The 20,988-nt window shown below is 62.5% G+C and carries 21 protein-coding genes and 2 tRNA genes; 5 read left to right on the top strand and 18 right to left on the bottom strand.

Going from position 1 to position 20,988, the window contains the following annotated elements; all coding sequences use genetic code 11:
* Positions 1-124: 124 nt before the first annotated feature.
* The gene (locus OKC43_RS06690) at positions 125-2,080 is read left to right on the top strand and encodes a sensor domain-containing protein (RefSeq protein ID WP_236271626.1); all 1,956 of its coding nucleotides are present in this window, start codon (positions 125-127) and stop codon (positions 2,078-2,080) included.
* A 63-nt stretch (positions 2,081-2,143) separates the two neighbouring features.
* Here OKC43_RS06690 and rraB read toward each other — a convergent pair whose 3' ends face one another.
* Positions 2,144-2,479 (bottom strand): ribonuclease E inhibitor RraB, encoded by a 336-nt coding sequence (gene rraB / locus OKC43_RS06695; protein ID WP_026034893.1) that lies wholly within the window; start codon positions 2,477-2,479, stop codon positions 2,144-2,146.
* Positions 2,480-2,744: 265 nt separating this feature from the next.
* On the opposite strand from rraB, the gene OKC43_RS06700 reads away from it, so the two are divergent.
* The 4 genes from OKC43_RS06700 (at position 2,745) to OKC43_RS06715 (ending at position 5,681) form a co-directional block, all read left to right on the top strand.
* Positions 2,745-2,820 (top strand) — tRNA-Phe (locus OKC43_RS06700).
* Positions 2,821-2,828: 8 nt separating this feature from the next.
* Positions 2,829-2,904 (top strand) — tRNA-Asn (locus OKC43_RS06705).
* A 426-nt stretch (positions 2,905-3,330) separates the two neighbouring features.
* On the top strand, positions 3,331-4,605 hold the full coding sequence (locus OKC43_RS06710) for an alpha/beta hydrolase (protein ID WP_236271513.1): 1,275 nt from the start codon (positions 3,331-3,333) through the stop codon (positions 4,603-4,605).
* Positions 4,606-4,955: 350 nt separating this feature from the next.
* Positions 4,956-5,681, top strand: a complete 726-nt coding sequence (locus OKC43_RS06715; RefSeq protein WP_236271627.1) for a carbonic anhydrase — start codon at positions 4,956-4,958, stop codon at positions 5,679-5,681.
* A gap of 197 nt (positions 5,682-5,878) precedes the next feature.
* Here the strand turns inward: OKC43_RS06715 and OKC43_RS06720 are convergent, their stop codons facing one another.
* From OKC43_RS06720 to OKC43_RS06800, 17 genes are read right to left on the bottom strand one after another with little or no spacing between them, the layout of a single operon-like run.
* Positions 5,879-7,111, bottom strand: a complete 1,233-nt coding sequence (locus OKC43_RS06720) for a beta-ketoacyl-ACP synthase (RefSeq protein ID WP_236271514.1) — start codon at positions 7,109-7,111, stop codon at positions 5,879-5,881.
* Positions 7,108-7,833: a 3-ketoacyl-ACP reductase FabG2 gene (locus tag OKC43_RS06725; protein WP_115522835.1), complete on the bottom strand. Its 726-nt coding sequence runs from the start codon at positions 7,831-7,833 to the stop codon at positions 7,108-7,110. The genes OKC43_RS06720 and OKC43_RS06725 overlap by 4 nt, the downstream gene beginning before the upstream one ends.
* Positions 7,830-8,288 (bottom strand): ApeP family dehydratase, encoded by a 459-nt coding sequence (locus OKC43_RS06730; RefSeq protein WP_215801844.1) that lies wholly within the window; start codon positions 8,286-8,288, stop codon positions 7,830-7,832. Before OKC43_RS06730 ends, OKC43_RS06725 begins: the two co-directional genes overlap by 4 nt.
* Entirely contained in the window at positions 8,285-9,451 is a 1,167-nt protein-coding gene (locus OKC43_RS06735) for a beta-ketoacyl-[acyl-carrier-protein] synthase family protein (protein WP_236271515.1), read from the bottom strand. Before OKC43_RS06735 ends, OKC43_RS06730 begins: the two co-directional genes overlap by 4 nt.
* Entirely contained in the window at positions 9,448-10,005 is a 558-nt protein-coding gene (locus OKC43_RS06740) for a DUF3261 domain-containing protein (RefSeq protein ID WP_270658883.1), read from the bottom strand. Before OKC43_RS06740 ends, OKC43_RS06735 begins: the two co-directional genes overlap by 4 nt.
* On the bottom strand, positions 10,002-12,317 hold the full coding sequence (locus OKC43_RS06745) for an MMPL family transporter (RefSeq protein ID WP_409010823.1): 2,316 nt from the start codon (positions 12,315-12,317) through the stop codon (positions 10,002-10,004). Before OKC43_RS06745 ends, OKC43_RS06740 begins: the two co-directional genes overlap by 4 nt.
* Positions 12,304-12,900 carry an outer membrane lipoprotein carrier protein LolA gene (locus OKC43_RS06750; protein ID WP_236271628.1) on the bottom strand — a complete coding sequence of 199 codons (597 nt, stop codon included), beginning with the start codon at positions 12,898-12,900 and terminating at the stop codon, positions 12,304-12,306. The genes OKC43_RS06745 and OKC43_RS06750 overlap by 14 nt, the downstream gene beginning before the upstream one ends.
* Positions 12,900-13,322 (bottom strand): acyl-CoA thioesterase, encoded by a 423-nt coding sequence (locus tag OKC43_RS06755; protein ID WP_376869627.1) that lies wholly within the window; start codon positions 13,320-13,322, stop codon positions 12,900-12,902. Before OKC43_RS06755 ends, OKC43_RS06750 begins: the two co-directional genes overlap by 1 nt.
* A complete protein-coding gene (locus tag OKC43_RS06760) occupies positions 13,315-14,865 on the bottom strand; it encodes an HAL/PAL/TAL family ammonia-lyase (protein WP_409010824.1) in 1,551 nt (516 codons plus the stop codon). The genes OKC43_RS06755 and OKC43_RS06760 overlap by 8 nt, the downstream gene beginning before the upstream one ends.
* Positions 14,866-14,872: 7 nt before the next feature.
* A complete protein-coding gene (locus OKC43_RS06765) occupies positions 14,873-16,549 on the bottom strand; it encodes a glycosyltransferase family 2 protein (protein WP_236271519.1) in 1,677 nt (558 codons plus the stop codon).
* The gene (locus OKC43_RS06770) at positions 16,546-16,911 is read right to left on the bottom strand and encodes an ApeI family dehydratase (protein WP_139411283.1); all 366 of its coding nucleotides are present in this window, start codon (positions 16,909-16,911) and stop codon (positions 16,546-16,548) included. The genes OKC43_RS06765 and OKC43_RS06770 overlap by 4 nt, the downstream gene beginning before the upstream one ends.
* Positions 16,911-18,302, bottom strand: coding sequence for an AMP-binding protein (locus OKC43_RS06775; RefSeq protein WP_236271520.1), 1,392 nt, complete (start codon positions 18,300-18,302; stop codon positions 16,911-16,913). Before OKC43_RS06775 ends, OKC43_RS06770 begins: the two co-directional genes overlap by 1 nt.
* A complete protein-coding gene (locus OKC43_RS06780; protein ID WP_236271521.1) occupies positions 18,299-18,862 on the bottom strand; it encodes a hypothetical protein in 564 nt (187 codons plus the stop codon). The genes OKC43_RS06775 and OKC43_RS06780 overlap by 4 nt, the downstream gene beginning before the upstream one ends.
* The gene (locus OKC43_RS06785) at positions 18,862-19,107 is read right to left on the bottom strand and encodes an acyl carrier protein (RefSeq protein WP_042030840.1); all 246 of its coding nucleotides are present in this window, start codon (positions 19,105-19,107) and stop codon (positions 18,862-18,864) included. Before OKC43_RS06785 ends, OKC43_RS06780 begins: the two co-directional genes overlap by 1 nt.
* A 5-nt stretch (positions 19,108-19,112) precedes the next feature.
* Positions 19,113-19,373 carry a phosphopantetheine-binding protein gene (locus OKC43_RS06790; RefSeq protein ID WP_033114590.1) on the bottom strand — a complete coding sequence of 87 codons (261 nt, stop codon included), beginning with the start codon at positions 19,371-19,373 and terminating at the stop codon, positions 19,113-19,115.
* On the bottom strand, positions 19,354-20,148 hold the full coding sequence (locus tag OKC43_RS06795) for a lysophospholipid acyltransferase family protein (RefSeq protein ID WP_236271522.1): 795 nt from the start codon (positions 20,146-20,148) through the stop codon (positions 19,354-19,356). Before OKC43_RS06795 ends, OKC43_RS06790 begins: the two co-directional genes overlap by 20 nt.
* On the bottom strand, positions 20,133-20,882 hold the full coding sequence (locus tag OKC43_RS06800) for a beta-ketoacyl synthase chain length factor (RefSeq protein WP_322112494.1): 750 nt from the start codon (positions 20,880-20,882) through the stop codon (positions 20,133-20,135). Before OKC43_RS06800 ends, OKC43_RS06795 begins: the two co-directional genes overlap by 16 nt.
* Positions 20,883-20,988: the final 106 nt, after the last annotated feature.

Raw genomic sequence — 20,988 nt, forward strand, 5'->3', positions numbered from 1 at the left:
GACAATCTCTGTCAGCAACCATCCAGCGTTCGATGTTATGGGGAGGTGATCGGGGTGCTTTACAAAATTGGTTTGCTATCATAGATTTGCTCGAAATTCCTCCATAAGCACCCCTGTGACCAACATGCTCACCCCGGATCTGCTGCAGCAGGTCATCGACCAATTGCCAATGAGTATCTTCTGTCGAGATAGTCATGGGCGTTACCTGTTCGCCAATCGTGAGTTCGCCCGTGAAGCCAAGCTGGAGTCGCCAGCCGAGGTTGTCGGCAAGACAGATGCAGATATGCCCTGGGGCGATCTCTTTCGCAGTGAGGATGAGCAGCTGCTTGCTGGAGGCGTGCCGATGCTGTATCAGCAGCTCCATTGCAACCGAGGCGGGAATACCTGCTGGATGGAGGTGCACAAGGTGCCTCTTTACACTCCGCAGGGGGAAGCTTGCGCAGTGTTCGGGGTGGTTAACGAGATTGCCCAGCGCAAAAGTCTTGAACAGACGGTCAAAAAGCAGCAGTTGTTGCAGCGTTTTCTGCTCGATGCCATTCCTGATCTGATCCGTTTCGATGATCACAACGGGGTGCTGCTGGAGTGCAATCAGGCGTTTCTCGACTTTATCGGCCAAGGGGCGGATGAGGTGCTGGGGCAGCAACTGCCGTTCCGGCTGGCGGCGCCGCAGGGGATGGGCCACGGCGAGTGCTGTCTGCTGGATGCCAGCGGGCAGGGGCGACACATGGAGATCACCCGGGTCGATGTCCCCGATGGTGACGGCCACTCCCTCGGGATCCTGACGCTGGGGCGTGACATCACCGGCCTGCGCACCACTCAGGCGCAGTTGCAGCAGGAGCAGCACTACGACAGTCTGACCGGACTGCTCAAACTCTCCCGGTTCTTGCAGACCAGCCGCCATCTTGGGGGACGCAGTGCCACATTGGTGCTGGTCGATCTGCACCATTTTCGTGAAATCAACGATCGCTTCGGGATCCGGATTGCCGATCGCCTGCTCAGCCAGGTGGCCAAGCGGTTGCAGCAGCTGGTACCGCCGCGTTCCCTGCTCTGTCGGGTCGCTGCCGATGACTTCAGCCTGTTGCTGCCGGATTTCAATGAGCCATTGCAGGGGTGGAGCCAGCATCTGCAGCAGCAGTTGATGGAGCACTATCAGGTGGAAGATCACCGCATCCAGATCCCGGTGTTTCTGGGGCTGGCCCAGGGGCGGGCAAGCGATGCCGAGCGGTTGCTCAGCCATGCCGAGGCTGCACTGGCGCAGGGCAAGCGGCAGCAGCAGTACTGCACCCTGTTTGATCCCGAGCTGCATGCCCGGCTCAAGCGGCGTCAGCTGATCGCCGCCCAGTTGCCGCTCGCTATCAAGTCCGCCCAGCTGGTTGCCGTCTATCAGCCGATCATCTGTACCCGTACTCACCGGCTGCATGGCGCCGAACTGCTCTGTCGCTGGCCCCATCCCGAGCTTGGGATGATCTCCCCCGACGAATTCATTCCGTTGGCGGAAGAGATGGGGATCATCGGTCAACTGGGTCAGTTGATGCTGGAGCAGGGCTGTGCCCAGCTGGCGCAGTGGCAAACTGCGCAGCCGGATATGGTGCTCTCCATCAACCTCTCGCCGCTGCAGTTCCGTGATCCGGCGCTCTGTGAGCGGGTCTCAGCCTGCATCGCTCGCCATGGTCTCAAGGCCAGTCAACTGGAGCTGGAGATCACCGAAGGGGTACTGATGGAGAACGCCGACGAGATTGAGACCAACCTCGACAACCTGATCGCCGCCGGTTTTCAGTTGGCCATCGACGACTTTGGTACCGGTTACTGTTCGCTGGCCTATCTGCCGCGGTTGCAGGTAGCGACCCTCAAGCTGGATCGCAGCTTCACTCAGGGGCTGGCCAGCAATAGCGCGACCACCGCTATCGTGCGTTCGGTCATCGGGCTGGGCCATGAGCTCGGGATCCGCATCACCGCCGAAGGGGTAGAGACACCCGAGCAGCAGTTGTGGCTGACCGAGGCGGGGTGTGATCGGTTACAGGGCTATCTGTTCAGCCGCCCCCTGCCGCCGACGGAGTTTGCTGCCAGCTATCTGGCGTGAGAGATCGTCAGAAACAACAAGGCCACCGCAAGGTGGCCTTGTTGTTTTACGATGGAGGCAGGATCAATCCTGGAAGTAGGTGCCCCAGCCATCGTAATCCACCCCGTATTTTTCCAGGATGGGCAGCATCTTGGCGATATCGGCGACGATCGCTTCGACATTCAGCTTGCACTCGATGGTGGCATCGAAGCAGAAGATGGTGGCGCCGTCATCCAGCTCCATCTCTTCGGCATCGGTCACTTCAAAACCGGCCTTGAACAGGTCAACCGCTGCTTTTTCCAGACGGTCGAAATCCTGGCAGGCGAAGTGGTGCTCGATGTCGTAATCCGCATCGGGATTGCTGCCATCGGCCAGCAGTTCGTTGACGATCTCGGTGGTCTCATCACGCCACTCTTGCATATTCAGACTCATGTTGCCTCCAGGCGGTATCATTGCGGCAAAGCATACTCGCAGAGTGGATTCGGCTCAATGCGGCGGACCCACTGAACCTCGAATTTCCATCATATTGGCGCAGCCTGCAGGGCGTGCAGAGGCCAGCAAGTACGGCAAACAGGACTGAAATGGATAATAAATGGCCGCTTCGTTCGGTTGTTGAGCGAACGCGCTTTTTATCGTGCCATCATGGTTGACACTCTGCGCTGGAAAGGGTTTAATGCGCGCCGTTGCCCAGATAGCTCAGTCGGTAGAGCAGGGGATTGAAAATCCCCGTGTCGGCGGTTCGATTCCGTCTCTGGGCACCAATTACAATTCCTCCTTAGTTCAGTCGGTAGAACGGCGGACTGTTAATCCGTATGTCACTGGTTCAAGTCCAGTAGGAGGAGCCAAATTCGAAAAGCCCGCTCAATCGAGCGGGCTTTTTCATTTCTAGTTGCTGTTGCATGCTGCCAAAAAGAGCGTCGCGCCACAGGTGGCACTGAACAGCAGCATTCCGGTCTGCAGCATGCTGCCAGGGCATGGCTTCTTCTCTCTTTTTCTGGCCCTGATCCACTTCGGTTTCATCACATTCCCTTATCCATTTTGTCGGCCTGAATGGCTGCACTCCTGTGCAGGCGAGCCATCTTTGTTGAATGGCGCCATGGCGTCAATCTCCCCTGCAAAACAATTAATTCAGCACTGTTGAAGAGCGGCTTGTCTGGTGATGTTTCGACCTTTAAGCCATTGTTAACATTTTGGAAAACCGGAGTGACCCTGTGGCTGGGCGGGGATATGATGGGGTCAATGATGTTCCCATCCTGACGGAGAGATCCCAGATGAACAGCCCCTTGAGCTATGTACTGGACGGCATTCATTGCGAGCCGCACTTTTTTACCGTTCCCCTCGATCATGATGAGCCGGATGGTGACAGCATTACCCTGTTTGCCCGCACCCTCTGCCGTAAAGACAAGCTCGATGAGAAGTTGCCCTGGCTGCTGTTTCTGCAAGGGGGGCCGGGATTCGGGGCGCCGCGCCCGACAGCCAACAGTGGCTGGCTCAAGCGGGCGTTGCAGGAGTTCCGAGTGCTGCTGCTGGATCAGCGTGGCACCGGGATGTCGAGCCCCATCCACGGGCAGATTCTGGCCAAAATGACTCCGGCCGAGCAGGCGGAGTATCTCGGCCATTTTCGCGCCGACAGCATAGTGCAAGATGCCGAGTTCATCCGGCAGGAGCTCAGCCCCAAGCATCGCTGGAGCCTGCTTGGTCAGAGCTTTGGCGGTTTTTGCTGCCTGACCTATCTCTCGCTTTTCCCCGACAGTCTGCGGGAGGTCTATATCACCGGCGGCATTGCGCCGATTGGCCGCAGTGCCGAGGAGGTTTACCGCGCCACCTACCAGAGGGTGGCTGACAAGAACCGAGCCTTCTTCGCCCGCTTCCCCCACGCTCAGGGGATTGCCAACCGGCTGGCCAACCATCTGCACCAGCATGATGTGCGACTGCCCAACGGCCAGCGCCTGACGGTGGAGCAGTTCCAGCAGCAAGGGCTGGATCTCGGTGCTACGGGTGCCTTTGAGGAGCTTTATTACCTGCTGGAGGAGGCCTTTATCGGCGACAAGCTGAGCCCGGCCTTTCTCTATCAGGTGCAGAGCATGCAGCCATTCAATACCAACCCGCTGTTTGCCATCCTGCACGAGGCTATCTACGCCGAAAGGAAAGCGACTCGCTGGGCGGCGGATCGGGTCAGAGTGGAATTCCCAGCGGTGAACTGGGCACCCGGCAAGGATTTCGCCTTCACCGGCGAGATGGTTTACCCCTGGATGTTCGAGCAGTTCCGCGAGTTGCTGCCCCTGAAAGAGGCGGCTCATCTGCTGGCCAACAAGGCGGACTGGGGGGCGCTCTATAATCCGGCCCAACTGGCCTGCAACAAGGTGCCGGTAGCATGCGCCGTCTATGCCGAGGATATGTATGTGGAGTTTGACTACAGTCGCGAAACTCTGCGTGGTCTTGGCAACAGTCGCGCCTGGATCACCAATGAGTATGAGCACAACGGTTTGCGTGCCGATGGTGAGGCGATTCTTGATCGTCTGATCGCGTTGAATCGCGACCGTTAATTGCCGTTATCGGCAACTATCGCGGGAGCCCGGACTCCCGCGATAGTTGTGATGGATAGTTGTTATGAAAGCGTGACACCCTGGACCTTGACTCGTATCCGCCAGACGATGAGTGGATAGCTGGCTGATTAATTTCCCCCTCTTTTACTGTCTCTGCCGATCCCTCACCATATACTTGCCAAACGACTCTGTATTGAGCCTCGGTCAAACCGATTGACCAACCCGTGCTCGTTACCATTAGAAAGTCGCTCTGATGTTCTGTATCCCGCGTATCAGATATACCATCTCTGCATGCCCCGCTATCCGGGGGAGGGGATGGTCGTGCTTTTCAATCAAGATAAGGATGTATGATGAGAAAGTCTCTGTTGGCCTGCTCACTGTTGCTGTGCCCTGTCGTGTTTGCTGCCACCCCCCATTGGGAATATAGCGGTGAGGTGGGGCCTGCCCACTGGGCCAAGCTGACCCCTGAGTTTGGCCAGTGTGCGGGCAGCAATCAGTCGCCGGTTGACCTGAGCGGATTGGTCGAGGCCAAACTGGCCCCGCTGGTACTCCACTATCAGGCGGGTGGCAACACAGTGGTCAACAACGGTCACACCGTGCAGGTCGGTTATGCCCCGGGCAGCACCTTGCAACTCGATGGCACCAGGTTTGAACTCAAGCAGTTCCACTTCCACGCCCCGAGTGAGAACCTCATCGAGGGCAAATCCTATCCGCTGGAAGGGCATCTTGTGCATGTCAGTGACAAGGGAGAGATCGCCGTGGTGGCGGTGATGTTCGAGGCTGGCAAGGCCAATCCGGCGCTGGCGGCAGCTTGGAGTGCATTACCTGCCAAGGTGGGGGAGAGCCAGGCCCTCAAGGCGCCGCTCTCTGCTGAGCAACTGCTGCCCGAGAATCGTGACTACTATCGCTTCAGCGGTTCCCTTACTACGCCTCCCTGCTCGGAAGGAGTGCGCTGGCTGGTGATGAAGCAGCCGGTTGAGGTCAGTCAGGCCCAGATCGACGCTTTCAAGGCGGTGATGCACCACCCCAACAACCGGCCGGTGCAGCCCCTCAATGGGCGCGTGGTGCTGCAATAACATAGCGTTGCAATAGCGCTGCAGATAGCAAAAACAACAAAGAGGGCCGCGAGGCCCTCTTTTACATGGCGAGGTATCGATGTGCGCTCAGAGGCTGGCGGCGATTCCTCCATGGAGCTTCTATCCAGGGCAAGAGCATACCAAGGCCGCATCCAGTCTGGGAGGACTTACTTCGCTATTTAACCTTGCTCGAGTGCTTAGCCGTGCCAGCGGCGGAAGATCAGCGAGGTGTTGATGCCGCCAAAGGCGAAGTTGTTGGACATCAGATACTCGATCTCCAGCTGTCGTCCCTGACCCATGATGTGGTCGAGGGGCTCGCAGGCAGGGGCCGGGTTGGCCAGATTGAGGGTCGGCGCAAACCAGCCATCGTGCAGCATCTCAAGCGACAGCCAGGCTTCGATGGAGCCACAGGCGCCGAGGGTATGGCCGAAGTAGCTCTTGAGCGAGGAGATGGGGGTCTGCTTACCGAAGATGGCGGCAGTTGCCTGGCTCTCGGCGATATCGCCCCGCTCGGTGGCGGTGCCGTGAGCACTGATATAGCCAATCTGCTCGGGACGCAGCCCGGCCTGATCCAGTGCCATCTGCATGCAGAGCTGCATGGTCTGGCTCTGGGGCTGGGTGACATGGGCCGCATCGCAGTTGGTGGCAAAGCCGACCAGCTCGGCGATGATGTGGGCGCCGCGGGCGAGAGCGTGCTCCAGCTCTTCGAGCACCAGAGTGGCAGCCCCTTCACCGATCACCAGTCCGTCGCGATCCCGGTCAAACGGGCGCGGGGTGAGCTCGGGGGTGTCGTTGAGCTGACTGGTGGCAAACAGGGTATCGAACACCACCGCCTCGGAGGGGCAGAGCTCCTCCGCGCCACCTGCCACCATCACGGTCTGGTAGCCGTGGCGGATCGCCTCGTAGGCGTAGCCGATCCCCTGGCTGCCCGAGGTGCAGGCGCTGGATGTCGGGATGACCCGGCCGCGCAGGCCGAAGAAGAGGCCGGTGTTGACCGCTGTCGTGTGCGGCATCATCTGCACATAGGTGGTGGCGGTGATGTTGGCGGTGGTCTTGTCGTTGAGCATGGCGCCAAAAGCGCTGATGGGCGCCGTGCTGCCGGTGGAGGATCCATAGGCGATACCAGTGCGGCCATCGCTCAGCACAGGTTCGTTCAGCAACTTCGCCCGTTCCAGCGCGAGCTCGGAGGCCACGGTCGACATCTCGGAGACTCGTCCCATGGCGCGGATCTTCTTGCGCGGATAGTGGGCCGGCAGGGCAAAGTCGCTGATCGGTGCGGCCAGCCGGGTGTTGAGCCCGTCATAGACCCCCCACTCGTGCATGGTGACCACTGCGTTGCGTCCTGCCTGCAGGCGCGGTTTTACGCTGGCCCAGTCGTTGCCAAAGGCGGTCACACCGGCCATGCCGGTGACTACGACCCGTCGATTCATATCAGGCCTCCGTTGATGGAAATAACTTGCCGGGTGACATAGCCGGCGATGTCGGACATCAGATAGGAGACCAGACCGGCTACCTCCTCTGCCTGTCCCATGCGTTTGAGGGGGATCATCTTGAGCGCTTCGCCCTCTACTTCCGGGCTGACCATGCCGGTGTCGATAAGGCCGGGGGCCACGCAGTTAACCGTGATCCGCCGTTTGGCGAGTTCCAGTGCCAGCGCTTTGGTGGCGCCGATAAGGCCGGCCTTGGAGGCGCTGTAGTTGACCTGACCGCGGTTGCCCATGATACCGGAGACCGAGGAGAGGGTGACGATACGTCCGCCGCGGCGCAGTCCGATCATTGGCATGATGCAGGGCTTGAGCAGGTTGTAGAAACCGTCGAGGTTGGTGTGGATGACATCATCCCACTCGTTGTCGGTGAGCGCCGGGAAGGCACCATCACGCACGATGCCGGCATTGCAGACCACGCCGTAGTAAGCGCCATGTTGCTCGATGTCGGCTTCAAGGCGTGCTCGGCACAGCTCGCGATCGCCGATATCGAACTGGATGAGGCGCCCGCTGCCGCCCTGGGCGGTGATCTCGTCGAGGGTCGCCTGCGCTCCCTGCTGGTCGCTGTGGTAGTGGACGACTACGGTGAAACCGTCGGCCGCCAGCTTGAGGGCGATGGCGCGGCCAATTCCCTTGCTGGCGCCGCTAACCAGTACGGTCGAATTCATTGTTTCTGCTCCAGTAAATCTGTCAGTTGTGCCTCGGTGGGCTGATAGGTGCTCAGGCGGGCTCTGGCGCACTCGCGATCCCCAAGCCAGATGCTGCATTCAAAGCTGGCCATCCCGCCATCCTGCAGCAGGCAGTGGGCCTCGATGCGCAGCCGGCTGCCGGAGGCAAAGACGGGCAGCTCGCTCTGGTATTTGCGGGTGCCGAGCAGCATGCCGATCCGCACCGGCTCATGGTGGCTGTGTGCCTGCATACCTGCCCAGGCGGCGATGGTTTGCGCCATCAGTTCGATACCGCACCAGCCGGGCAGATCGCCGTTGTCATCGAGCAGCAGCGCTTGCCGTGCTCCCACCACAGTTTCGCAGCAGACACTCTGCTCGTCGTGCGCTGTGACGCGTTCGAGCAGCAGCATTGGCGCGCGATGGGGAAGCAGTTGTTCTATGGGAGGAAAAGTCATGATGCCTCTTTGCCAAAAATCAGGCTGACGTTGTTGCCACCAAAGGCAAACGAGTTGGACATGATGATATCGACCGGCCCCTGCTCCTGCACAAGGGCGATGGGGGCCAGTGCCGGATCGGCCGTTTCACCCTGCGGTGGCAGCGGCAGGCTACGTTCGATCAGCAGGCAGCAGAGCGCCGCTTCGGTCGCACCGGCAGCCCCGAGGGTGTGGCCGGTCAGTACCTTGGTCGAGCTGACCGGTACCTTGTTCGGGAAGAGGCGCGCCAGCGCGCGGCTCTCCATCTCGTCGTTGAGGCGGGTGGCGGTGCCGTGGGCATTGACGTAACCGATCCGTTCAGCCTCAAGGCCGGCGCGGGTCAGCGCCATCCGCATCGCCCGCTCGGCCCCTTCCCCTTGCGGGTGTGGCGCCGAGATATGCCAGGCATCCGATGACTCACCATCCCCCAGCAGGGCAAGCGGAGCGGGCTCCAGGCTCACCAGAAACAGGGCCGCCCCTTCGCCGATGTTGATGCCGTCGCGCCCGGCGGCAAACGGCTGGCAGCGCTGTTCGCTCAAGGACTCCAGACTGTCAAAGCCGTTGAGGGTGAGGCCGCACAGAGAGTCGGCACCACCGACCAGCGCGACATCGGCCTGACCGCTGGCCAGCAGGCGGCGGGCGGTAATGAAGGCGCGCGCGCTCGACGAACAGGCGGTCGAAATGGTCATCGCCGGCCCCTCAAGGCCAAGGTGAGCGGCGAGAAACAGCGAGGGTGAGCCGAGCTCCTGCTGCACGTAGTCAAACTGCGGTGGCAGCGTCTCGCCACGTTCGCTCGCCGCAACGGCGACCTCGGCCTCGCCGATGCCGGAGGTGCTGGTGCCGAGCACCAGCGCCACCCGCTGCGATCCGACGCGGGCGATAGCGGCGTTCACTTCGTCTTCGATATCGGCCAGTGCCGCCAGCAGCAACCGGTTGTTGCGCGAGTCGTAGGGGGCGATCGTCACCGCTGGCAGCGGATGGTGCACCCGACCAACCGGCGAGGTGCGACCATCGACCAGCGTCCAGTGTTCGCCATCGAGCGGGCTGGCGCCACGGGTGCGCCACGCCTCGAGGGCGGCACTCACCTCATCCTTGCCACGGCCGAGGGCGTTGATGAGGCTGTAGGCGTGAATGTAGAGGGTCATTGCGCCAGATTCTCCAGTTGCAGGCGGTAGCCAAAGCGGTGCTGGGTCAGGCTGACCGGCTCGCGCTGGCCTTGCCAGTGCTGATAGCGGATCTCGGTGACCTGCACGCCTTCAGGGTCGGTGAGGCGGCGAACATCCCCCTCATCGACCAGCTGCCAGCCCGCCGGCAGACGGGATTGCCACTCGGCCAGCGGCCAGTAGCAGAGCATCACGTCGGCCAGTACCTGAGCCGGCGGGGGCAGGGCGTTGCCGGGCAGGGGGAGCAGCCGCTCACTGTGAATGCCGTTTCGGTCGTATTGCACCTTGAACAGGCGCGCACCTGTCGGCATCAGCCCGACCAGGGTGATGCCCTGCTGGCCGGCCTCCAGTGCGGTGAGCAGCTGATACTGCTTGCCCTTGACGCTGGCGGTCAGCAGCTGCTGACGGTTTAGCGGTTCGGCGCGCTGGGGCGCTGGCAGCGAGAGGGGAACGCCCGGGGCGATAAACGCCTCTATCCCCTGCTGGCTGCTGCAACCGGTCAGCAGCACCAGCAGCAAGTACCAGTATCTCATCATGACTCCGCAGCCGGCCGTGAGGCCAGCACCATGGGGGATAACAGAAACGCGGTGAAGATCCCGCCGCTCAGCACAATTCCGAAACCGGCGATGGCCGGAGTATTGCTGAGCGCCAGCAGGCCGAAGGCCAGCAGGGTGGTGAGGTGAGCCAGCAGGATGGCGAGCAGGGTCGATTGCTGGCGGGCAGGCTCGCTGCCGCAGTGGGCGAAGAAGAGTCCGTAATCGATGCCGATGCCGAAGATAAGGCTCAGCGCCAGCACGCCAAAGAGGGTGAGCGGCTGGCCACTGAAGCCAAGCAGCGCCAGCCCCATGGCGATGGCCAACCCGTTGACCAGCAGGATGCGGAGGGTCAGGCGCCAGCCGATGCGATGCCAGAGCAGCCCCATCACCAGCACCACTGCGACCAGTAGCAGCTCGGCGAGCTTGAGGCGGTAATCGGCAAAGAGCTGGCTCCACTGGCTGCGCTGATCCTGCCAGATCACCCCGTCATGCTCGTCGGCCAGACGGGCCAGTGCGGTGGCATCGTGAATGCCGGCCAGCGGCACCCAGATGCCGACCCGGCCATCGGGCAGGGCGTACCAGAGCAGGCGGCTCCCTTCGCTGACCGGGCTGGTTAGCCACGCCTCGGGGGTCAGCAGGTCCAGGGGCCGAGCGCTGGCCTCCACCGGCACACCGGCTGCCTTGAGGGCGGAAATGACGCCCGGTTGCAGCGCCATGATGGCCTGATGATCCGCCTGCTGGCGGGCCCTTGAGGGGATCCACTGGCTGATGGCAACAAACTGGTCGAGCACCTTGTGCTGGCGGGCCAGCTCAAGCTGGTCAGCCAGTGTCTCGAGACGGGTGAGGGCCTGCTCGCCATTGCTGCCCACCACCAGATAACCGGTCATGCCGCCCTGCTGGCCGGTCAGTTGCTGGATCTGGCGCTCCTGCGCCTGCAGCTCGTGGGGCAGGGGTTGCAGCTTCTGGATATCGTCATCGACCGCGAGGCGGCTGATGCCGATGGCGCTGATCACCAGCACCAGTAGCGGCAGCCAGCGGCGCAGGCCGCCCGGGCGCTGCCACGCCTCAATCCAGCGCACCTGCCAGTGGCGGATGGGCAAGGCCCCCTGCGGCAGGTCGCCCAACCAGTAGGGGAAGAGCAGCAGTACGGTCAGGAAGGCGGCCAGCAAGCCGGCCAGCGCGCAAATGGCGAGCTGTTGCAGCCCCGGGAAGGGGGCGAGCCAGAGCAGGGCATAGCCAATCAGGGTGGTGATCAGCGCCAGACTCAGCCCCGGCAGCAGGTGGGCGCGGGTCTGCGCCGGTGTTTCGTGGCCATGCAGGCGCCGCTCGCTCAGGAAGTGGATGGCGTAGTCGATGGAGATGCCTATGAGGCTTGAGCTGATCACCAGGGTGAAGACGTGGATCTCGCCAAACACCAGCAGTACGGCGCCGAGCCCCCACAGCATCCCCATCGTCAGCGGTAGCAGGGAGAGCAGCAGGGCGCGCACCGAGCGAAATGCCAACCAGATGAGTACGATGACCCCGATCAGCGAGCCCAGCCCGATGGTCGAGATATCCTGCTCTGCGAGCGAACTGGCGTGCTGGCTGTAGAAGAGGGTGCCGCGGCGCAGCAGTTCTACGCCCGGATAGTGCTGACGCAACTGCTGCTCGGCGGTTGCCAGCTCGGTGAGGAGCTGGCGGTTGCGCGCCATGTCGAAAGCGGAGAGGTTGAGTTCGGCCCGCACCATATACCAGCGACGGCCATCCGGCCCGGTGCTGCTGAGCCAGCCTTTTTCGTCCAGCTGCATCGGACTCTTCTGCTCCAGCACCGCAGCGCGGGTCAGCAGCAGGGGATCGGCCTGCCACTCGGCGCGTGAAACGCCGCCGAAGGGGGAGTAGATCTGCCCCAGCACCCACTGGCTCCACCCCTGTGGGCCACTGGCCAGCCGTGCCCGCGCGCTCGGCGTGAGGTGTTGCCACGCCATCTGCCCCATGTAGCTCTGCCAGGCACCGGCGAGAGCCGGCTGGGCCGTTTTAAGATGATCCAGTGAGTCGATGCCGGTCAGCTGCTTGCTCCACGCGGTCGCGGCAGCTTCGCCATTTTCGCCGGCGGGCAGGCTCACCAGCCACACCAGCTGCCGGTCGAGGTTGGCGAGCAGTCCGGCCCGGATTTCCGGATGCCACTGCTGGTGCTCCTCTTTGGGCAGCAGCTCCATCACGCTGGTATTGAAGCGGGCGCGGGGCAGGGCCAGCGCCAGGGCAAGGCAGACCACCACGCAGAGCAGCAGCCACAATCGCCCCAGCAGGCGCCACTGTCTCTCAGTGAGCATCAAAACGGGATTGCTCCTCGGTACTCAGGGGCAGGGTTTTAAGCTGCCAGTCAACAAAGCGGATCAGGGTGACATCGCCCTGTTTGTCATGGATGGCGAGCGAGGCGAGCTCGTGACGCCCCTTGAGCACCAGACTGGCGAAGACCTTGTCGAGGGGCGAGCGGATGGGCTCCAGGGTCAGGGTCCACTCCTCCCCCTCGCTGCTGAGTCGGTGGCGAAAGTAGTTATCCAGCGCCGCTTCGCTCGGGTCGAACAGGGCCAGCATCAGGTTGCTGAACTCAAGCAGTTGCGGGCTGTCGAGGGTCTGGGCCGGTTGGCCGGGCAACTGCTGCACCATGCGCGTCGGCGTGAGGGTCAGCGTCAGGGGAAAGGGTTTCTGCTGCTGCCACCAGAGCCCCTTGCCCTTCATCAGCAGCAGCTCGCCGCTGGCGCGCAGCGCCTGAGTGAGGCCGCTTATCTGGCGCTCCTGCTCGAAGCTGGCGCTGCGGGCATCCGCTGCCGTGAGCTGTTGTTGCACGTCGGCCAGGGTGATTGCCAGCGCGGGCCAGGCGAGCAGAGCCAGCAGCAGAAGGGTGAGACGGGCCATCATTCGCTCACCCCCAGCTTGTCTAGCAGCACCTGCGGTGAGGCGAGGCACATCTCGCCGCTCTGCTTGCTGACCGCCACCTGCACCGTGTAACCCTTGCTGGTGCGTTTGCCGCTCTGCGGGTCATAGAGTAGGTAATCGATCTTGAGGCGGTGCTGGTACTCGACCAGGGTGGCGCGCACCCGCACCGTCTGGCCAAAGCGCAGCGGGGCTATGTACTTCATCCGCACATCGATGACCGGCCACAGATAACCGGAGGCCTCCATCTGCGGGTAGTTGTAGTCGATGCGATCGAGCAGGGCGCAGCGGGCCAGCTCGATGTAGCGCAGGTAGTGGCCGTGCCAGGCGACGGCCATCATGTCCACGTCGTGGAAGGGGACGGTGACATCGACCTCGGCACTCAGCTGCCAGGGCTCAGACATGGGACACCTCGTCATAAATCGGGTAGTGGCGTGCCTGCAGGCGGGCCATCATGGCGCGCAGCTCGGCCTCCAGCGGGCGGTCTTCGCAGAGGAAGGGGTGATCGCGGCGTACCGCCTCGACAGTGGTTGCGAGCGCCGGACTGAGGGTGGTCAGGTCATGGCCCTGCAGAGCGAGGCGCAGATCGACCCCCTGCACCGCCGCCAGCAGGCTGGCGCTGGCCACCTGTTCGGTCAGGGTCAGCACCCGCAGCGCATCGCGAGCGGCGATGGTGCCCATGCTCACCTTGTCCTGATTGTGGCACTCGGTCGAGCGCGAAAAGACGCTGGCGGGCATGGTGTGCTTGAGCGCCTCCGCCGTCCAGGCCGAGGCGCCAATCTGCACCGCCTTGAAGCCGTGGTTGATAAAGCGACGCTCGGTGCTTGCACCGGAGAGGTTGCTCGGCAGCCCCTGATTGAACTTGCTGTCGACCAGTTGGGCCAGCTGACGGTCGAGCAGATCGGCCAGATTGGCCACCGCCACCTTCATGCTGTCCATCGCCATGGCGATATGGCCGCCGTAGAAGTGGCCGCCGTGCATCACATGCTCCCCGTCACCGTCGATGAGGGGGTTGTCGTTGGCGCTGTTGAGCTCGTTTTCGATAAGCGTGCGCCACCAGGGCAGGCTGTCGGCCACCACGCCGATGACGTGAGGCGCGCAGCGCAGGGAGTAGCGATCCTGCAGCCGGTTGCTGTGGTGCGGCAGCTCGCCGCTCTGCAGATCGGCGCGCAGCCAGGCAGCGATCTGCTGCTGGCCCGGGTGGGGTTTAGCGGCAAACAGGCGCTCGTCAAAGTGGAAGGCGTTGCCTTCCATCGCCACGCTCACCAGCGCCGTGATACGGGTGCAGAGCCGCATCAGGTAGTCGCAGCGGGCATAAGCGAGGCAGGCGAGCGCCGTCATCACCGAGGTGCCGTTCATCAGCGCCAGTCCCTCTTTCGGGCGCAGCTGGAGCGGTGTGATGCCGAGCTCGCGATAGAGCTCGGCCGTGCTGGTCAGCTCCCCGTTGCGATAGAGTTCTCGCTCGCCGATGAGTGCTGCCGCCACGTAGGAGAGCGGGGTGAGATCGCCGCTGGCACCGACTGAGCCCTCTTCGGGAATGCGCGGCAATAGGTCTTGCTCCAGCAGCCAGGTGAGCCGCTCGAGCAGGGGCAGGCTTACGCCGGAGACCCCCTGTGCCAGCGAGTTTAGGCGGGTAGCCAGCACGGCGCGGGTGGCAGCCAGACTGAGGTTTTCGCCCATGCCACAGCCGTGAAAGCGGGTCAGGTGCAGAGGCAGGGTATCGACCAGATCGAGCGGCACCGCGCGGGTGACCGAGTCGCCATAGCCCGTGGTGACCCCGTAGATCACCCCTTCCTCGGCGAGCAGCCGGTCAAGATAGTCGGCACCGCGCTGGATGCGGGCCCGGAACTCGGGGGCCGGGTTGAGGCGTGGCGTGGCGCGACGTTCGGCCAGCGCGACGACCTCTTCGATGGTGAGGGGGCTGGCCCCGAAATGGATCTCGTGCATGCCTTGTTCAGTCCTGCTCATCGGTCAGATGCCAAAAGTCGAAAAAGTTGAACCACTCCAGCGGTGCTCGCAAGCAGTGGTGTTCCAGCCGGTTGGCGTAGTGTTGTACCCGGGCCTCGAGCTGCTGCTGGCGCCCGGCCCGCGGTAGGGGCGAGCCGTCGGCGAACGGCTCGAAGTGCACCCGAAAGCGCCCCAGCTCCCGCAGCCCGAACATCAGGTAGGTGGGGCAGCCGAGGATGGCCGACAGTGCAAACGGGCCGAGGGGGAAGGGGGCCTTCGCCCCGAGAAAATCGGCCCAGACTACCCGTTTCTCTTTGGTGACAGAGGTGCGATCGCCGACGATCACCACCCACTCCCCCGCCTCGATGCGCGATTTGAGCATGATGGCGGTATCGGCCCCCAGCTCCTGCACCTGCACCAGATTGAGGCCGGAGTCGGGATTCACCTCCTGCTGCAGGGCGTTGAAGCGGGCGGCGTGGCGGGTAAAGACCAGCGCCGTGATGCGCACCCCCTGCGCCTTGCTGCCAAGGGCGCGGCACAGCTCCAGATTGCCCAGATGGGAGCCGATGATGAGGGCTCCCTTGCCGCGAGCCGCTTCGTAATGGTGCGGGTTCACCAGCTCGATGTCGTCGAGGCCGATGTCGCCGCGCCAAGCGGCCAGTTTGTCTAGCGCCGCCTCGCCAAAGCGCAGGAAGTGGCGCAGGCTCCCCACCGGTTCGGGCAGCAGCTGGTTGAGCTCGGCGGCGCGGGCGGTGAGGCGGGTCAGATAGTCACGGGAGGCCTCGCGCTGGCTGCGACCGGTCAGCCAGAAGTAGCTGATGACCGGCAGCAGCAGGGCCTTGAAGCCGGGACGGCCGAGCAGCTGGTAGCTCCAGAGCATGGTGCGAATGCCGAGCAGGGTGCCGCGCTCCGGGGTGCGTGACCAGTGTTCCCGTCCGCGCTTCAACAGCTGGCCGGGGGCGCGCAACAGGTTGGCAGCACCATCGCGCAGCAGGGTCAGCACCAGGCGAGTGTGCATCCAGGAGATGCGCAGGTTGTCGTGCAGCGGGTTGAAATGGGAGAGGCCGTTCTCGGGGTAGTGCACCTTGACCGGAACAAAGCGCACCGCCACACCGCGCCAGTGCAGGCGCACCATGATCTCGATGTCGAAATCCATCCTCTCGCCGAGAGTGCACTGCTCAAGCAGCGCGCAGCTCGCCTCGACCGGATAGACGCGAAGGCCGCACATGCTGTCCTTGATCTCGAAGGAGAGCGTCTCAATCCAGACCCAGACGTGAGTCAGGTAGCGGCCGTAGAGGCGCCCCTTTGGCACAGATTCATCGTATTCGGGGGCGCCGGAGATGAGGGCCTGCGGGAAGCGCTCTGATTCGGCCAGTAGCTCAGGCAGGCGGGAGAGATCGTGCTGGCCATCCGAATCGACCTGCAGGGCGTGGCTGAAGCCGCGCGTTCTGGCAGCCAGCAGCGCCGTTTTGACTGCGCCCCCCTTGCCCCGGTTGTGAGGATGGCGAAGCAACGTGACCCAACCGGCATGTTCGGCTGCCAGCTGATCGAGCAGGGCGGCAGCCACCGGCTCGCTGCCATCATCGACTAGCAGGCAAGGAAGTTCCAGCGGCGCGAGTTCACGCAGCACCGCCGCGAGAGGGGCTGCGTGGTTGTAGCAGGGGATGATGATGCAGGGCGTCACGATAGCTTGACCCGTCCGCTGCTGGCGAGCGGTAGTGTATCGACATCCTCTGCGCGGCCGAGACGATATTCAAAGCGCAGCTGGCCGTCGCCATGAGCGCGCAAGATCAGCCAGCAGTGATCATCCGGGCGCAGCGGGCGTTGGAACTTGAGCTGGTCCATCCCTTGAAACTCGCCGGCGAGCAGGTTTTCTGCGCGGGCGAAGTGAATGGCCAGTTGCAGCTGGGTGACCCCTGGCAGCAGTGGCGCCCCGGGAAAATGGCCCGCAAACCAGGGCAGATCGGCACTCAGGTGCAGCAGTAGTTGCACGCTATCGGAGGTGACCTGACGTGCCAGCAGGGCGGGCAGCAGTGAACTATCCATCAGGTGGGTACTCCGGGTTGTTGCAGTGGCGTCTGATCAAACGCCTGACGCAGCGCCACACCGTCGCGTTTGCCCGCGCCGGTCAGGGGCAGCGCCGGAAAAAGTCTGATGCTGCGCGGCAGCGCCACCGGCTCGAGCCAGGGGCGCAGCTGCCGACGCAGCTGTTGCAAGAAGGCGCCGTGGCCAATGCAGGTGAAGCTCTGCATTCCCTGCTGGCTGAGCACCAGTGCGACGCCAAGCACCTGACGTCCGCCCTGCTCAAGGGGCAAGACGGCGGCATCGAGTACCCCCTCCAGCGCCTTGATGCGCAGCTCGACATCATCCAGAGAGATGCGTTTTTCCTCGAGCTTGACGATGCGATCGCGCCTGCCAAGCAGGTGAAAGCGGCCTGCCGCGCCTTTGTCGCCATTATCACACAGAGCGATGCGATCGCTGCCGACCCAGGGCTCATGCTCATCCATAAAGGGTGAGCGCAGCAGCAGGGTCTGCTCTTCGTCACTGCTTACAGTGACACCGGCAAAAGGGGTCCAGGGGATATCGGGCGCAGAGCTCTGGCGCCAGCCGATGCCGCCGGTCTCGCTACTGCCGTAGATCTCCACCGGCAAGGGGCCGAGCAACTCCGCGCACTGGCGCGCATCTTCATAGGCGAGCGGGCCGCCGGAGGAGAAGATCAGTCGGCAGCCGCTGCCAGCAAGGGCTGGGTCTAGCCGCGACAGGAAGGCGGGCGAGCTGACCAGTACCCATGGCTCTTTCTGGCTGGCCAGTTGCTCCGGATAGTCGGTCTGGCTGCGGGCAAACGGTATGCCGAGCGCCAGTGGCAGCAGGATGCGAAAGAGCAGGCCGTAGATGTGCTGATGGCTGACGCTGGAGAAGAGTCGCGCTCTCTCAAGGTGCGGATGCCACAGGGCGATCTGGGTACGTACCTCTGCCTCGAGCAGCGGCCAGGGTTTGGTGATCCCCTTGGGCTGGCCGGTAGAACCCGAGGTGTAGAGGGTGATCTCGGGGGCCAGCGTCGCTATCGCCTCTGTGGCTGGCAATGGCTCGCAGGCTGTAACGGCATCGATGTGCAGCACGGGGCAGGGGAGCGCCAGCGGTTCATCGCACAGCAGCCCATCGAAGGCATCTTGATCCAGCAGTTCCTGCAAGCCGGCGAGGCGCTGGTGGCCGGGCAGCACCACGGCACGTCTGGCCATGGCACAGGCGAGCAGCGCCTGACAAAAGTGGTAGCTGTCGCCGGTACAAATAGCCCAGCGCTGCGCTGGTAAGGCGGCGAGCTGGCGGGCGAGCAACCCGGCGTTCTGACGAAGCTGCGCCAGCGTCCACGCTCGTTGGCCATCGAAGGTGACGACGCGGTTGCCATCTGCCTGCAGCAGTTCATCGAACAGGGTCATGCACTATCCCGTTTCATCACGCGCTGGCGCACCAGCCATTCACCACCCATCAGCCCCCCAATCAACAGATAGCTGACAAGACCGTTGTAGAGGCTCCAGAGCGCCAGATCGCCGTGCCAGACGGTCCAGCCAGCGCACAGGCCGTTGCCGATAAAAAAAAGGCACCAGACCTGGGTCACCTTGCGGGTGTAGCGGACTCCCCGCTCCGGCAGATCCTGGGTGGTGAGGCGGGCCAGCTGTTCGATCAGGGTCATCGGTTGACCAAGACTCCAGCCAAACACCCCCAGCAGGGTGGCGTTGACGGCAATGGGGTAATACAGCAGCCAGTCGTGCTCGCGAAACCAGAGGTTGAGGCCGATCAGTAACAGGCCGACGGCCCCGAGCCAGCGGGTCGCCCAGCGCCACGCGCCCGGCAGGGCTGCGCCGGCAAACAGGCGAATGGCAAACAGAGGCAACAGCAGCAGGGCCAGCAGGCTCCCCTCCCCGTGCGACAGGCCAAGATAGACCAGCAGGGGATAGAGCAGCAGCAAGGCACCCGCCAGCAGGTTGATGCGACGCATTACTCGGCGAGCAGGCGTTCGACGGCGTCGACCACGTCGGCGACGGTGCGTACCGACTTGAACTCTTCCGGCTTGATCTTCTTGCCGGTCAGTTTTTGCAGGTGCACCACCAGATCGATGGCGTCGATGCTGTCGAGCTCAAGTTGCTGATAGAGCTGGGCATCCATGGTGACGTCTTCGGGGTCGATTTCGAACAGCTCGACCAGGGCGCGGCGAATTTCGTTGAAGATCTCATCTCTGGTCATGGCGATTATCCCCGCTGCTGGTTGACGAGGGCAGCCAGGGCTGCAACAGAGGCAAAGTGACGACGGGTATTTTCGTCATCAGCCGAGAGCACGATGCCGTAGCGTCCCTTGATCGCCAGTCCCAGCTCCAGCGCATCGATGGAGTCGAGGCCGAGACCGTCATTGAAGAGCGGGGCGTCGGTGTCGATATCGGCAGTCGTCATGCCTTCTAGGTTGAGGCTGTCGATGATCAGCTGTTTGATTTCTTCAGTTAGTGTTTGTTGCATCTTGAGTCCATACAGAGGCGGATTGGGCCGGGCTCAATACCCGTTTGAAATAGTGAGTGAGATGCCGCGCGGCCAGCGAAGGGGCCTCTTCGTGCGGCATCAGATCCCGAGCCTGACACTGTGGTAGAAACTCTACCGTAAAGAGTGGCTTGTGCGCGGGCACATGGAACCATTTGTGCTGTTTGGTCAGAAACGGGGCCGAGCAGTGAATGCGAACCGGTTGCAGCCTGGCCTGACAACGGACGGCCAGATGGGCTGCGCCGCGTTGCAGTTGCAGCGGCTCGCCGGGGGTCGTGCGGGTGCCTTCCGGAAAGACCAGCAGTACCGCTCCTTGCTGCAGGCGTTCACAACATATCGGTAATAGTGTTTCGGCCGCGGCATTGGGAATATAACCGGCTGCCCGCACGATGCCGGCGACAAACGGGTTATGCCAGAGCGCCTCTTTGACAATGCAGTCGCACTCCGGCATGTAAGCCGCTAGCAATACATAATCGAGCAGGCTGGGGTGGTTGGCCAATACCAATACGCCGCTCAATTGCTGGGGCATATTGTGAAAGCGATAATCCAGCACCCTTAATTGCTTGAGCGCATTGAGGAAAAAACGAAAACTTATTCTAATGGTGCTTTGGGCAAGGTGGCGACGCGTTTCCCCGCGCACTAATAACCAGAGCAGTGGAAACCAGATCAGCGTCAGTAGCAGGCAGCCAATTCCGAACAGGGTAAATCCCAGCATGGTACCAATCAGGCGCCATAGCCGGTTCAATTGCGCTGCCATAGCCACTCCCTGCGACCGTCGGAGATCCGAAATTGCGGTGTGTCGGTCAGCAAGGCGCGCCAGCAAGCGAGCGCGCCGCCCTTGCCAGTTGCGCCAGCGTCCGTCGCCACTGCTTCTCCCTGCCACTCATCACCCTGGGCCAGCAACAGTGCCACCGCATGGGGCGGCGGTTCATCGTCAAGCCAGGGTTGGCTAAATGTCGGTAGCACACCCTCAAATGCCACCACCAGTACCCGCTCCATACCGTCGGCGAGCATGCCGATGGCCTCCTGCAAGGCTGCGGCAAACGTACCGCGACCGGCTGCCAGCGAACTCATGGGGATGGGCTGCTTACCTTGAATGGAGGTAAGCCCTGCGGCGGTGTTGTGTACTGACTGGGAGAAATCGGTGGGAGAGAGGCTGTGAGCCCGTGCCAGCGCCGTCAGCAGGCCAATGGAGCGATCCAGCTCCCCGTGGCGGCTGGCAAATACGGCACCCTCAACGGCATGGCGCGACATTATATCGAGCGCCACTTCTACGGCGAGGCGTCCACCCAGACTCATCCGTCGTGCCACCATCATGGGGATATGAGGCGTTGCCAAAGGGGGTTGTGTTGGCCAAATCTCCTTTTTCGCCCAGCTTCGCCACTGCTCCGTGGTCGATAGACCCGGCGCCAGTGCGCAGCTTTCAGCGATGGAAAAAGAGGGATTTTTGTACACGAAACGACCTTGACGGAATGATGTTAACAGGGACACTCAACCAGGCTTGTCATAAGCTGGTTCAGCTTCGGTTAAGAGTATTAAATAGGACGTGCATATTACCACCATTTCACATCAAGAACAGAGGCAAGCAGTGATGCAA

The sequence above is a fragment of the Aeromonas sp. Y289-2 genome, from assembly GCF_027705925.1.
Classification (GTDB): Bacteria; Pseudomonadota; Gammaproteobacteria; order Enterobacterales; family Aeromonadaceae; genus Aeromonas; species Aeromonas veronii.

Excerpts from the sequence above, each read along its gene's own strand:
- OKC43_RS06790 (WP_033114590.1), bottom strand. The coding sequence starts at position 19,373 with ATGCAACAAACACTAACTGAAGAAATCAAACAGCTGATCATCGACAGC.
- OKC43_RS06750 (WP_236271628.1), bottom strand. The coding sequence starts at position 12,900 with ATGGCCCGTCTCACCCTTCTGCTGCTGGCTCTGCTCGCCTGGCCCGCG.
- OKC43_RS06780 (WP_236271521.1), bottom strand. The coding sequence starts at position 18,862 with ATGCGTCGCATCAACCTGCTGGCGGGTGCCTTGCTGCTGCTCTATCCC.
- OKC43_RS06720 (WP_236271514.1), bottom strand. The coding sequence starts at position 7,111 with ATGAATCGACGGGTCGTAGTCACCGGCATGGCCGGTGTGACCGCCTTT.
- OKC43_RS06710 (WP_236271513.1), top strand. The coding sequence starts at position 3,331 with ATGAACAGCCCCTTGAGCTATGTACTGGACGGCATTCATTGCGAGCCG.
- OKC43_RS06725 (WP_115522835.1), bottom strand. The coding sequence starts at position 7,833 with ATGAATTCGACCGTACTGGTTAGCGGCGCCAGCAAGGGAATTGGCCGC.
- OKC43_RS06730 (WP_215801844.1), bottom strand. The coding sequence starts at position 8,288 with ATGACTTTTCCTCCCATAGAACAACTGCTTCCCCATCGCGCGCCAATG.
- OKC43_RS06770 (WP_139411283.1), bottom strand. The coding sequence starts at position 16,911 with ATGGATAGTTCACTGCTGCCCGCCCTGCTGGCACGTCAGGTCACCTCC.
- rraB (WP_026034893.1), bottom strand. The coding sequence starts at position 2,479 with ATGCAAGAGTGGCGTGATGAGACCACCGAGATCGTCAACGAACTGCTG.
- OKC43_RS06760 (WP_409010824.1), bottom strand. The coding sequence starts at position 14,865 with ATGCACGAGATCCATTTCGGGGCCAGCCCCCTCACCATCGAAGAGGTC.
- OKC43_RS06715 (WP_236271627.1), top strand. The coding sequence starts at position 4,956 with ATGAGAAAGTCTCTGTTGGCCTGCTCACTGTTGCTGTGCCCTGTCGTG.
- OKC43_RS06775 (WP_236271520.1), bottom strand. The coding sequence starts at position 18,302 with ATGACCCTGTTCGATGAACTGCTGCAGGCAGATGGCAACCGCGTCGTC.
- OKC43_RS06735 (WP_236271515.1), bottom strand. The coding sequence starts at position 9,451 with ATGACCCTCTACATTCACGCCTACAGCCTCATCAACGCCCTCGGCCGT.
- OKC43_RS06690 (WP_236271626.1), top strand. The coding sequence starts at position 125 with ATGCTCACCCCGGATCTGCTGCAGCAGGTCATCGACCAATTGCCAATG.
- OKC43_RS06755 (WP_376869627.1), bottom strand. The coding sequence starts at position 13,322 with ATGTCTGAGCCCTGGCAGCTGAGTGCCGAGGTCGATGTCACCGTCCCC.
- OKC43_RS06740 (WP_270658883.1), bottom strand. The coding sequence starts at position 10,005 with ATGATGAGATACTGGTACTTGCTGCTGGTGCTGCTGACCGGTTGCAGC.
- OKC43_RS06795 (WP_236271522.1), bottom strand. The coding sequence starts at position 20,148 with ATGGCAGCGCAATTGAACCGGCTATGGCGCCTGATTGGTACCATGCTG.
- OKC43_RS06785 (WP_042030840.1), bottom strand. The coding sequence starts at position 19,107 with ATGACCAGAGATGAGATCTTCAACGAAATTCGCCGCGCCCTGGTCGAG.